The following is an 11882-nucleotide window of genomic DNA, read 5'->3' on the forward strand; positions in this document are numbered from 1 at the left end:
GACGGCAGGAATTTACACCGGGCAGAAAATCAATTCCCGCTTCTCACGCCCCGGCTAAGGAACAGGGTCCAGATCAGCGACAGCATCAGCAACATCCCCACACCCTGGTGTAAAATTCCATAACTGATGGGAATCTTCACCTGGCTGTTTAACAGGGTCAGCACGCCCAGCAGCACCTGCAGCAATACCAACAGCAATGGCAGGTAACGGATGGTGTGTAACAGGCTGTTAGCCGGTGTTTGTGCAGCTTTCCACCACCAGATAGCGATGAGAATAGTAATCAGGTAGGCCAGTCCGCGGTGAATGAATTGGATGGTAATCGGGTTATGCGCAATATCTGTAGCGAATCCGCCTTGCGAAAACATGCCGGCGGGTACCCAGGAGCCATTGATGTCCGGCCAGGTGTTTGCCACCAATGCCGTATGCAATCCGGCCATGAAAGCGCCGTACACCAACTGCACTACCAGTAATACCAGCAACCAGATATTCAGTTTGTATAAAGCCGGAACTTTTAATATTTCTATCGGATGCACACTCAGCTTCAACGCAAACCAGAACACATATGCCAGCAACGCCAGCGCAGATATAAAGTGAATGGCCAAACGGATATGGTTAACATACAAATTTTCCTCATTCAGGCCGCTCTTCACCATGATCCATCCTATCAAGCCCTGCAAACCACCTAACACAAACAGGATGATCATCGGGTTTATCATGCTCTTGTTAATCTTCTTCTTAATAACAAAGTAGATAAACGGAATAATAAACACAAACCCCATCAGCCTCGCCCAATCGCGATGCAGCCACTCCCAGAAGAAAATAAACTTAAAATCCGACAAGGTAAAGTGGCTATTAATATACTTATACTGCGCTATTTGTTTATAGCCATCAAATGCTTTTTGCCAGGCCGCTTCATTCATCGGCGGAAAAGCGCCCAATAACGGCTGCCATTCAGTAATGGACAGGCCCGAGCCGGTTAAACGGGTGATCCCTCCCAGCAATACCTGAACTATCAACATGCCCACGCCTATATATAACCAGATGGCCACGGGGCGGTTATTTTTTATTGTAACTGCTTCCATAAACGGTGCAAAAATAGGGAATGAATGCCTAACAAGCCGGTTAAATACTCACATTATTTTAACAAAGGCGTAATGTTCTGTTAATCCGCGCGTCGGAGCTTTGCATTGAAAATTTAAACGGCACCATTGTATTAGCTAATACCGCCCTAATTAAAAAAAAGACGAACACATTAAAAAAATAATGTCATGAAACATTTACGTTTTGTTGTTTTAGCACCCAAAGTAGCTTTGTTGGTATTTGTTACTATCCTATCTCCAATTTTACATGCTGCGGCACAGTCAAAAACATTTGCTTACAATGCAGCACGACTGGCAAAGGAAAAACCTGTACGGGAAACTCCCATCGAAGCTTTCAACGTACATATCACGCAATTGCAAAAGGACCAGCTGTTATTCCAGCTTTCTGTGGATAATCCTTCCAACGAAAAGCTGACGCTCTACATAAAAGACAATTTCAATAACACGCTGCACCGCGAAACACTGCCCGCTACCCTGCGCTTCGAAGCACGTTACAACCTCGGTTCTCTTGAGGATGGAGACTACACCTTCGAAATCAGAAGCGGAAAAAACAAACTGGCAGAAAAAGCTATTGCCATAAAAACGCAGACCATGATCAACAGGAGCGTTTCCGTATCAGAGTAGTCCCACATCGCATAATTGAAAAATGAAAAGAGGTGGTACCGTTTTACGGATACCACCTCTTCTTTTATTATTTCCTATCTCCTATTTACGTACTGATTCATACACGGCCTCAAACATTCTTTCCCGGGTATGCAGCGCCGTTATTTTCGTGTTAACGCCGCCGTTAGGATACACCCTGTTGCTCAGGAAAATAAATACCAGCCCCGATGTTGGATCCGCCCACACACACGTCCCCGTATAACCGGTATGCCCGAAGGTAGCCGCAGAAGCACTCCTGGCAGGGTACGGTTCCCGCCGGGTAGCATTGTCTTTTTCCGGCTTATCAAACCCAAGACCACGGCGGCTGATATGGCTATTATACGCCGTAAACAACTGCACCGTTTCCGGCTTAATATACTGCACGCCATTGAAAGATCCTTTGTTCAGTAACATCTGCATGATTACCGCCACATCATGAGCATCAGAAAATAATCCGGCATGACCAGCCACCCCACCAAACATAGCTGCTCCCGGGTCGTGCACATCTCCCCGCAATAACTGCATGCGGAAAGAATACTCACGCTCCGTAGGAACAATCTCCGTCAAAGGAAAACGCGTTCTCGGCAAAAAGCCCGTGGTCGCCAATCCCATCGGAACGTAAAAAGTTTCACTCACATATTCGTTCAGCTTCTTACCCGTTAACTGCTCCACAATTTTCCCCAGGAAAATAAAATCACAGTCGCTGTAAACATACCCCTGCCGCGGCGATAACTTACTATCCAGTATCCGCTGCCACATGGTATCTACATAGCTGTTTTCCATGTACATCTCATCCGCCACGCGGATCCCGTGGGTAGCGTCCGGGCTGGCGTGATACAGCACCGTATCGGGCTGCGCATTGTTATAAAGGGTTTCCTTATAAAACGGTATAAAGGCTACCAGTCCTGCCTGGTGCAAAAGAATATCGCGGATGCGCAATCCTGCTTTATCTGTACCCAACACCTGCGGCAGGTATACGCCCAGCGTAGCATCCAGGTTCAGTTTCCCTTCATCATATAACCGCATCACCGATAAAGTGGTAGCGCATACTTTGGTCACCGATGCCAGGTCATAAATAGAAGTAGGCGATACCGGTTCCTGTTTGTTGTATTCGTAGTGGCCGAAGCAGCGGTTATAAATAATCTTCCCGTCCTTCAGGGCTAATACCTGCGCTCCCGGCGCTGCACCGCGCGCAATCATATCGTTGGCCAAACCATCGATCTGCAGCAGTGCCTGTTCATTGATGCCGGCTTCCAGCGCAGTAGCGGTAGGCAACAAATTAAACTTGTTCACTTCATAAGTGATGCCGGTGCCGGAAGGCAAATCCGGGCATACAGTTACCGGCAGCTTACCGGATGGGCCCAGTTGCCCGAAAAGCAGGTCTGCAGCGGCTCTCTGGGTGGTGCTGTCATCTTCATACGCGGCCACCAGGTGAGGCGCGTCGCAGAAATACTGGATCGCATAGGGGTTGCCAAAAACAACCGTCACCGAAGGCATTTCCGATTGGAGCTGGCGGATAATCAGCCGCTCCGCCATCGACAACCCGAAGTTTCCTGCGGGCCGGCGGCTGTATTCATGCAAACTGATGATAACCGCCTTATAGTCGCGCTGTATGCGGGATACAATCGGTGCGATCTGTTGTACGGACTGCCGCGAGGTGAAAATAAACGCATCCGTACCGGGTTTGTAGTTCTTCACTGATTCCACGAAAGTGTTGCTGGCATCAGCTCCTACGGCAATTACCGCCAGCTTTTGCTGGGTCATGGCCGGTGAAAAAGGCACCAGTTTCTTATCGTTGCGTACCAGGGTGATGGCTTTCTCCGCAATACGTTTACGTAAAGTATCTGTTTTGGCGTTGATGTCTTCTGCCAGATGATCAGTATCGATGTGCTGCGGCTGCCCTAGTCCGAGGTTATATTTGGCGCGCAATACTTTTTTCACGCGTCCGTCTACTTCTTCCTGGCTGATTTTACCGGCTTTGATAGCCTTCTTAATAGCCTCCACACTGCCTTCTGCGGTGGATGGAAGAATCATCAGGTCGTTGCCGGCAAGCAGCGACTGTAGGGATTCCTGTCCGTTGGTATAGAATTTTGCGATGCCTTTCATTTCAAGTGCATCAGTAACGATCAGTCCTTTAAAACCCATTTCATTCTTCAGCAGTTTAGTAACGGCATTATAAGAAATAGAGGTAGGTGTATTTGGTTTTTTATCGATAGAAGGAATATAAAGATGGCCAATCATTACCGATTGCACGCCGGCAGCAATAGCTTCGCGGAAAGGATACAACTCCAGGGAATCGAGCTGCGCTCTTGTTTTATTGATGGTGGGCAGGTCCAGGTGTGAATCTACATTGGTATCGCCATGGCCGGGGAAGTGTTTGGCGCAGGCCATAATGCCGGCATCCTGCATTCCCCTGATGGTAGCTACTCCCATGCGGGCTACCTGGTATTTATTTTCTCCAAAGGAACGGTCGTTGATCACCGGGTTGGAAGGATTATTATTCACATCCATGTCGGGCGCAAAATCAATATGAATACCCAGGCGACGGCATTGTTCTCCCATGAGCTTTCCGGCATCATACGCCAGGGTGGTATCCTGCATAGCGCCTATCATCATGTTCCGCGGTAATGAAATAACACTGTCGAGGCGCATGCCAAGCCCCCATTCGCCGTCAATGGCTACCAGCAAGGGTACTTTTGAAATAGACTGGTAGTAGTTAGTGAGATTGGCCTGCCGCACCGGGCCGCCCTGGAAAAAAATGACGCCTCCTACTTTGTTATCCTGTATATCTTTAACGACGGCATTAATATGATCCTGCCCGAGATTGGAATGCGCGCGGATCATGATCAGCTGGGCGATACGTTCTTCGGGGGTGAGTGATTGAAACACACTATCTGCCCATTGTGAGGCTTTGTCCTGCTGTGGCGCCACCTTTTGTGTAGTCATTTTTTTATGCCTCTTCTTTTCCTTAAATACCAGGGGCGCAGAAATGGCGCTGCCTGTCATCATTAGGCCTGTAAGTCCTGCAACCAATAATTGTTTCCTCATATCATAAACTTACAAATATTCATGCGGAAATCCAGCCCGACAGCCCTGAATATCAAAGAATTACTAATAATAATCATATGATTTTGTCAGATCCAAACTATTTCATTAAATTAGAATACCCTGTTGAAGATATTTTATGGATTCTGGTAAAAAATTGAAATGTGTTCACTATTTTGTCAGAATATTTACATTTAGTTTAATCAATCGTAATTTTAATTACCAATACATTCATCTGTTTCTTATATTTGCAACCTTGCGAGTAAAGTAGATTTTAATAAAACATGGTCAATCTCATTTTATTTGGCCCTCCCGGTAGCGGCAAGGGTACACAAAGTGCTAACATTATCCAGAAATACGGACTTATTCATCTTTCCACGGGCGATTTGCTTCGCAGCGAGATCGGTGATAAAACACCCCTGGGACTGGAAGCCAAAAAGTTTATGGATCAGGGCCAGCTGGTACCGGATGAAGTGGTGATTGGCATGATCAGCTCTAAGCTGGACGCTAATCCTGATACACGTGGTTTCATTTTCGACGGCTTTCCCCGTACCACTGCGCAGGCAGAGGCTCTGGATAAACTGCTCGCATTGAAGAAAACGTCTATCTCAACCGTTCTCTCACTGGAAGTACCGGAAGATGCGCTCATAAAACGCCTGCTGAACCGTGGATTAACCTCCGGCCGCAGCGATGATGCCTCTGAAGATGTAGTGAAAGCGCGTATCGTGGAATATCATAATAAAACGGCTCCTGTGGCTGATCACTATGCCAAATTCGGCAAATTCAAAAAAGTGAAAGGCGATGGTACAGAAGAAGAAGTATTCGAACTGCTCTCCAAAGAACTGGATGAACTGGTAGGAGAAAAAGTGCAGTAAGCGGAATCCCGCTGTGATTAAGACTTTTAGCATCTTATTATACAACGCAAAGATTGTAAGTAAAGAGCTCCTGGCACATGATGGTGCTAATTAGCTCAAACTTCACGATCTTTGCGTTTTGTTTTTCTGTGGTAATGGACCCCAGAGTATTAAAAATTGAGAACTAGTGGAAAAAGCAAACTTTGTAGATTATATCCGTGTATTTTGTAAATCCGGGAAAGGTGGCGCAGGCAGTATGCACTTTATGCGTACCAAGTTTAATGCGCAGGCCGGCCCTGATGGCGGCGATGGCGGTAGAGGCGGACATGTTATTTTAAGAGGCAATTCACAGCTGTGGACCCTCCTGCACCTCCGCTGGCATAAAAACCTGCTCGCAGAAGACGGTGAAAACGGTAGCGGCGACAACTGTACCGGCCGTTTCGGTAAAGATATTATCATCGAAGTTCCACTAGGCACCCAGGCTAAAGACGAAGAAACCGGCCAGGTGGAAGCCGAAATCCTCCACGACGGCCAGGAAGTGATCTGGATTCCCGGCGGACAAGGCGGTAAAGGTAACGCCTACTTTAAATCTGCCACCAACCAAACACCCGAATACGCTCAACCCGGTATGCCCGGCAGGGAAGGCTGGAAAGTAGTAGAGTTAAAAGTTTTGGCAGATGTTGGACTGGTAGGTTTCCCCAATGCCGGCAAATCCACCCTCCTGTCTACTATCACCGCAGCTAAACCTAAAGTGGCCGACTACGCCTTTACTACGCTAACCCCACAACTCGGAATGGTGGAATACCGCGACAATAAGTCGTTTTGTATCGCCGACCTCCCCGGTATCATCGAAGGCGCCCATGAAGGAAAAGGATTAGGCCACCGTTTTTTACGACATATTGAAAGAAACGCCGTATTATTATTCCTTATTCCAGCTGATAGTGCAGACCACCGCAAAGATTTTGAAGTATTGGTAAATGAACTGGAACAATATAATCCCGAATTACTGGATAAACAGTTTCTGCTGGCCATCAGTAAAAGCGATATGCTGGACGATGAGCTGAAAACCGCTATATCAGCCGAGCTGCCGGAAGATGTTCCACATGTATTTATTTCCTCTGTTACAAACCAGGGCCTCAGTGAATTAAAAGATATCTTGTGGGAAGCCCTTAACAGGAAAGTAGATACTACCGACGCTGTAGACGCAGAATAACTGTTCCTTCCGTAAAAGGGGACTATGCCTGACGTCAATGTTCGTACAGTATCCCGTATACCATGAAGATATTTTTTCTCCCCGCAATCGCATTACTGTTGCTGCCTGCCTGCCATCGAACCGTAACATCCGTAAAGGAAAAACCGGTGCAGATCGATACCATGCAGCTGATAGCCATGCCTGCACCAACAGCGAAAGTTGCCTCCAACGAAGTATACGTAGTGTGCCGCGACTCTACTACGTATATCCGTTTCGGTGACTGCTATTTCTCCCTCGACTGGATCATACCGGATACACAACTCAACGACTTTGAACTGCATCCGGATACCCTCTACTTCCGGCTGGCACACCTCCGTACCATCGAAGGCCAGATGCTGGCCGTTACCACCGGCGAATCAAACAGGATAAAAGTATCACAGTGCTACGAAACCAGCGCCGTTATTGAGCAGCAACCACTGCTCCTGTGGAAACATTACCGATCTCCCTGGGAAACACTGTTCCCCGAAGCCAACAACTTCTTCATCTGCAGAACATATACCGCTGCCGAAAAACGCCGGTTCCCACCAGCCACCCTCCACGCATTACAGCAACATATAAAACAACATTATTCCCCCGCCGCTTATTCACGCGTTGCCCAAATGAATAACTTCCCGGAACCACCCCTGCAAATTGAAATCAGCCGGTACTATATACGGCTGGATGGTTGCTACAAACAAACAACCAACAAGATCAATAAACTACTCATCATTGATGTAAACTTTAATGGATAATACGCATGAATAACCAGCAACGCAAAAGCATCGCCGGTTATTCATTGGCTGTATTTTCACCATAAGGGTACTCTTGCTTCAACTATTGAAAAGGCTGAAACAACATGGCAGTGCACAAACAATTCCTGTAATTTTTGCTTGCCAGGATAGGATAGTTCACACAACTTTTACAGCCCTCCCAAAAAAGAGGGTCCTGCGTAATTTCATGATAGGTAACCGGCTCGAAACCCAACCGGGTATTTAGTTTCATAACAGGTAACCCCGTAGTGATACTGAATATTTTTGACACTGGATAAAGCAGCCGGCTTAACTCAAATATTTTCTGCTTGATGGCCTGCGCCACTTTCAATCCACGGAATGCCGGCGCTACAATTAAACCGCTGTTGGATACAAACCTGTTCTCTTCCCAGGATTGTATATAGGAAAACCCTGCCCATATGCCCTTCGCCGTAAAAGCAATAACGGCCTTCCCTTCCAGGATCTTTTCCTTTATTGTAAGGGGATTTCTTTTCGCAATCCCGGTACCTCTTGCCTTAGCAGAGGCTTCCATTTCTGCCACAATAGGCAGCGCAAAATCAACGTCCATAGCCGTAGCTAACCGGACGACAATTTCCTCATCTGTTCCCATTACCAGTAAGTTGATATTGTATGTAAAGTGGATAAATTGAGTCCGGTATCAGTGAATACATCCGGATCCTGCTCACGGCATCTGCCAGGGGAACCCGGCAAAGTACCGGGTAAAAAAATACGGGTAATCGCTTCTTTCACAACCGTATTACCCCGTTCGTATAACCGGCCGGCCAGCTGCAAACACTTGCCTGCTGACGAAAAATTCTGTGCCCTCAGCTGCTTATCGGTATACTTCGTAAAGCAGCCCATGGTTTCGTTAATATGATGTACGGCAGGAAACTGGTGCAGTTCTTCTTTTAGTGCAGGTATTGTGTCCTCTATGCATGCTGGCACTTCAAACTGATTAATCATGGTAACATCATTTTGCAGGTATATGCCAAATGCTATTCCATATTCTGTGTAGGAGTGTTAAAACTTAGCGGGAGCAAGGGTTTGCAAAGGAAACGTTAAAAGCGGGAGATAAAAACGGCGTAAAAAACCTTCCGTTTCTGAAGGGTGTTTTCAAAAATGGAAAACCGGAAGGATGATCCTTTTTATGCTACCTGCGCAGGAACCGCTTTGGATACGGCCGGAGCCACTGCTTTCTTTTTCTTCTTGCGGGTTCTGTTCAGCCACATAAGGGTACCGGTGGTAGGGAAGATAGCGCCAAGCAGTGCGAGGATTAAAGCAAATATTTTAGAAGGCGTACCAAAGATGGCGCCGGTGTGCAACGGTTTTATTGTTCCCCGGATCTGCTGCCCGAGGTTCCTTTGCGCAAAAGTTTGCGACGACAACACTTTCCCATTAAACTGATCCAGGTAGTAAGTGGTGGTGGCAGCTTCGTGCAGCGCGTCTGCCGGAAGCAGGCTTACCATAAAGGCCGCGGAGCTGTCTTTCGGCGCAGTAAACGAATAAAACAGTGCATCGGGAACGGCATGTTTGGCTACTGCCAATGCCGTTTCATAAGATATACTTTTACCATTCGCCTCCACTGCCGGAGCCGATAGCGGTGCTGCCGAAGGCTTGGGAGAGGTTCTCAGTGAAGCATACAACGCCTTGTTAAACCATTCAAACGACCAGGTTAAGCCCGTGAAAACAGATACAAAAAGGAAGATGGAAGTGTAAAAACCCAGTACAATGTGTAAATCATTGTTCACCCTTTTCCAGTTACCATCCCATTTGATTTTAATCCGCTGCCGGAAAATATTGCGCGTTTTGGGCAACCAGAGAATGATGCCCGTAACCAGGATAAACAAAAATATAAGAGTGCTGATACCGGTAATCAGTTTACCTACAGCGCCTGCCAGCAGCCAGCGGTGCAGGGAAAATACCTGGTAGTAAAATGTTTGCTGATAGCTGTATAGTTCTATGACTTTACCTGTGTAGGGATTTACAAACGCAGTACGTCCCTTTTCTTTCTTCGGGCCCGCGCCTTCTTTTTCACCAGCCTTAGCGGCCCCTTCTTTCTTTCCTATCTTACCTCTCCGCTCCCCGCCTTCTTTTGGTCCGCCTTTTTTACCTTCCTCCAGCTGCACCTGCAGCGCCCGTGTGGGGTCCGCAAACACCTGTATCCTTGCAATACCTGCACCCGGAACGGCCTGTTTTACCAGCGTAGCCACCTTGTCCAGCGGTAAACGCGCTCCTCCCGGCTCCACGAAATAACGGTCACGGTTAAACGCTTCCGTCAGCTCCTTCTCAAATACCAGTAAGGCACCTGTTAAACAGCTGATAGTGATCACCAGGCCGGCAGTAAGGCCCAGGTATAAGTGAATGCGCCGGAAAAATACTTTCATGTCAGAGTCGATCGTACCTGCAAAGAAAATCCACGCGCGGGGTATTATGGTATCGGAACCGGAATATTATTTACGTAATACAGAATTTCTTCAGTATTCCTATAAAACAAAATTGCCATATGTATGGTACGCATATGGCAATTCCCTGTATTGAAAATATCTTACATCAACCCTCCGAGCATTCCGCCGGCAGCGTTTTTCATTTCTGCTTCCCAGGAATTCTCTGCATCTTTCAGTGCACGGTTCAAAGCAGCCAGCAACAGGTCTTCCATTTCTTCCTTATGCTCCGGTGCGAAAAGACGCTCCGCAATATCAATACTTTTCACCTGGCGGTTACCATCCACGGTTACTTTTACTGCGCCATCGCCGGCCTCGCCGGATAAAGTTACGGTAGCCAGACGCTCTTTGCCTTCCTGCATTTTCTGCTTAATCTGCGTCAGCTTTCCAAATAAATCACCAAACATGTTTCTTGTGTTTTTAAGAAGAGCAAATATAGCAGATTTTTAACGGTGGCAATCCCCTCTGCTAAATCCGCACTATTCCGTATCTTACCAGCACGTAATCGTATCACTAATAATGGAAACAAAAGTTTGTATCATAGGCGCAGGGCCCGGTGGAGCCACCGCAGCATTGCAACTCGCCCAGCTTGGCATTGAATGTATCGTAGTAGATAAAGCCTTTTTCCCACGGGATAAAGTATGTGGAGACGGACTAAGCGGAAAAGTGCTCTCCCTCCTGGAACGTATCGACAAAGGCATCGGACAACGCCTCCAGGAAGCAATTTTTAAAGCAGACAGCTGGGGCGTTACCTTCGTAGCACCCAACCGCATCGGGATGGATATTCCCTACCGCCTCGGATACCAGGAAGATAAGAGCAACCCAAGGGGCTTCGTTTGCAAACGTATCGACTTCGATAACTTCCTTGTTGATGAAATAAAACGCCGCCCCGAAATCCAATTATTCGAAGGCAAAAGCATCGATAAATATGAGCTCAAACCAGACGGTTACTACCTCTCCAGCAAAGACGGCTCCTTCAAAGTAAAAGCCGACGTGGTAATAGTAGCCAACGGCGCCCACTCTGGCTTCACCCGCGATGTGGCTGGTATTAAAATGGAACCCAAACACTATGTAGCCGGTATCCGCGCCTATTATAAAGGCATCACCGGTCTCCATAAAGACAACTTCATTGAACTGCACTTCCTGAAAAATATGCTCCCGGGCTACATCTGGATATTCCCCCTCCCTAATGGCGAAGCCAACGTAGGCGTGGGAATGCTCAGCAACTCCGCCCGCAACAAGAAAGTAAACCTGAAACAGCTGATGCTGGATACCATTGCTACCGACCCGGTAATGAAGGAACGCTTCAAAAACGCGGAACTCACCGGCAGCATCGACGGATATGGCCTGCCCCTCGGCAGCAAAAAAAGAAAACTGCATGGCGAACGCTACATGCTGGTGGGCGACGCCGGATTCCTGATCGACCCCTTCACCGGGGAAGGCATCGGCAACGCCCTGTACTCCGGCAGGATAGCCGCCCAGCAAGCCGCAGCAGCCATCGCTGCCAACGACTATTCCGATACCTTCTTCAACGCATACGATGAAGCGGTATACCGCATCCTCGGACCGGAATTCCAGGTAAGCACCAAATTGCAGAAACTCATCAAATACCCGTGGCTATTTAATATGCTGATGAAAATGGGCTCCCGCAATAAACAGCTGAAAGACCTGATGTCATGCATGTTCCATGAGGTGGACCTTCGAAAGAAACTGGGCCAGCCCATGTTCTACGTAAAATTGTTATTTAACAGATAAAAGCACCACTCCGTCGTGAAATTTTTAGGCCAATTATCCGTCAT

General features: G+C 47.5%; 11 protein-coding genes. 5 read left to right on the forward strand and 6 right to left on the reverse strand.

Features of this window, described 5'->3' with window-relative positions; translation table 11 throughout:
* Nucleotides 1–29 precede the first annotated feature (29 nt).
* Nucleotides 30–1082, reverse strand: a complete 1053-nt coding sequence (locus QFZ51_RS02905) for a COX15/CtaA family protein (protein WP_429042961.1) — start codon at nucleotides 1080–1082, stop codon at nucleotides 30–32.
* Between the two features lie 186 nt (nucleotides 1083–1268).
* On the opposite strand from QFZ51_RS02905, the gene QFZ51_RS02910 reads away from it, so the two are divergent.
* Nucleotides 1269–1724: a hypothetical protein gene (locus tag QFZ51_RS02910; protein WP_429042962.1), complete on the forward strand. Its 456-nt coding sequence runs from the start codon at nucleotides 1269–1271 to the stop codon at nucleotides 1722–1724.
* 81 nt (nucleotides 1725–1805) lie between these two features.
* Here the strand turns inward: QFZ51_RS02910 and QFZ51_RS02915 are convergent, their stop codons facing one another.
* Entirely contained in the window at nucleotides 1806–4790 is a 2985-nt protein-coding gene (locus QFZ51_RS02915) for a glycoside hydrolase family 3 N-terminal domain-containing protein (RefSeq protein WP_429042965.1), read from the reverse strand.
* A 281-nt stretch (nucleotides 4791–5071) separates the two neighbouring features.
* Between QFZ51_RS02915 and QFZ51_RS02920 the strand changes: the two genes are divergently transcribed.
* The 3 genes from QFZ51_RS02920 (at nucleotide 5072) to QFZ51_RS02930 (ending at nucleotide 7624) form a co-directional block, all read left to right on the forward strand.
* A complete protein-coding gene (locus tag QFZ51_RS02920; RefSeq protein WP_370908791.1) occupies nucleotides 5072–5662 on the forward strand; it encodes an adenylate kinase in 591 nt (196 codons plus the stop codon).
* A 166-nt stretch (nucleotides 5663–5828) separates the two neighbouring features.
* Nucleotides 5829–6854, forward strand: coding sequence for a GTPase ObgE (obgE, locus tag QFZ51_RS02925; RefSeq protein WP_370908792.1), 1026 nt, complete (start codon nucleotides 5829–5831; stop codon nucleotides 6852–6854).
* A gap of 62 nt (nucleotides 6855–6916) precedes the next feature.
* Nucleotides 6917–7624 (forward strand): hypothetical protein, encoded by a 708-nt coding sequence (locus tag QFZ51_RS02930; RefSeq protein WP_429042969.1) that lies wholly within the window; start codon nucleotides 6917–6919, stop codon nucleotides 7622–7624.
* Nucleotides 7625–7706: 82 nt separating this feature from the next.
* On the opposite strand, the gene QFZ51_RS02935 is transcribed toward QFZ51_RS02930, so the two are convergent.
* The 4 genes from QFZ51_RS02935 to QFZ51_RS02950 form a co-directional block, all read right to left on the reverse strand.
* Nucleotides 7707–8252, reverse strand: coding sequence for an N-acetyltransferase (locus QFZ51_RS02935; RefSeq protein ID WP_429042971.1), 546 nt, complete (start codon nucleotides 8250–8252; stop codon nucleotides 7707–7709).
* Complete coding sequence (locus QFZ51_RS02940) at nucleotides 8252–8605, reverse strand: DUF7674 family protein (RefSeq protein WP_429042972.1); 354 nt, start codon at nucleotides 8603–8605, stop codon at nucleotides 8252–8254. Before QFZ51_RS02940 ends, QFZ51_RS02935 begins: the two co-directional genes overlap by 1 nt.
* A 182-nt stretch (nucleotides 8606–8787) precedes the next feature.
* Nucleotides 8788–10026, reverse strand: coding sequence for a PepSY-associated TM helix domain-containing protein (locus QFZ51_RS02945; protein ID WP_429042975.1), 1239 nt, complete (start codon nucleotides 10024–10026; stop codon nucleotides 8788–8790).
* A gap of 161 nt (nucleotides 10027–10187) precedes the next feature.
* The gene (locus tag QFZ51_RS02950; protein ID WP_370908797.1) at nucleotides 10188–10490 is read right to left on the reverse strand and encodes a YbaB/EbfC family nucleoid-associated protein; all 303 of its coding nucleotides are present in this window, start codon (nucleotides 10488–10490) and stop codon (nucleotides 10188–10190) included.
* A gap of 112 nt (nucleotides 10491–10602) precedes the next feature.
* Between QFZ51_RS02950 and QFZ51_RS02955 the strand changes: the two genes are divergently transcribed.
* Nucleotides 10603–11838, forward strand: coding sequence for an NAD(P)/FAD-dependent oxidoreductase (locus QFZ51_RS02955; protein WP_429042978.1), 1236 nt, complete (start codon nucleotides 10603–10605; stop codon nucleotides 11836–11838).
* The last annotated feature ends 44 nt before the right edge of the window (nucleotides 11839–11882 follow it).

This window comes from Chitinophaga sp. W3I9 (assembly GCF_050434025.1).
In the GTDB taxonomy this organism is placed as follows: domain Bacteria; phylum Bacteroidota; class Bacteroidia; order Chitinophagales; family Chitinophagaceae; genus Chitinophaga.

Excerpts from the sequence above, each read along its gene's own strand:
- QFZ51_RS02905 (WP_429042961.1), bottom strand. The coding sequence starts at position 1,082 with ATGGAAGCAGTTACAATAAAAAATAACCGCCCCGTGGCCATCTGGTTA.
- QFZ51_RS02910 (WP_429042962.1), top strand. The coding sequence starts at position 1,269 with ATGAAACATTTACGTTTTGTTGTTTTAGCACCCAAAGTAGCTTTGTTG.
- QFZ51_RS02915 (WP_429042965.1), bottom strand. The coding sequence starts at position 4,790 with ATGAGGAAACAATTATTGGTTGCAGGACTTACAGGCCTAATGATGACA.
- QFZ51_RS02920 (WP_370908791.1), top strand. The coding sequence starts at position 5,072 with ATGGTCAATCTCATTTTATTTGGCCCTCCCGGTAGCGGCAAGGGTACA.
- QFZ51_RS02930 (WP_429042969.1), top strand. The coding sequence starts at position 6,917 with ATGAAGATATTTTTTCTCCCCGCAATCGCATTACTGTTGCTGCCTGCC.
- QFZ51_RS02935 (WP_429042971.1), bottom strand. The coding sequence starts at position 8,252 with ATGGGAACAGATGAGGAAATTGTCGTCCGGTTAGCTACGGCTATGGAC.
- QFZ51_RS02940 (WP_429042972.1), bottom strand. The coding sequence starts at position 8,605 with ATGATTAATCAGTTTGAAGTGCCAGCATGCATAGAGGACACAATACCT.
- QFZ51_RS02945 (WP_429042975.1), bottom strand. The coding sequence starts at position 10,026 with ATGAAAGTATTTTTCCGGCGCATTCACTTATACCTGGGCCTTACTGCC.
- QFZ51_RS02950 (WP_370908797.1), bottom strand. The coding sequence starts at position 10,490 with ATGTTTGGTGATTTATTTGGAAAGCTGACGCAGATTAAGCAGAAAATG.
- QFZ51_RS02955 (WP_429042978.1), top strand. The coding sequence starts at position 10,603 with ATGGAAACAAAAGTTTGTATCATAGGCGCAGGGCCCGGTGGAGCCACC.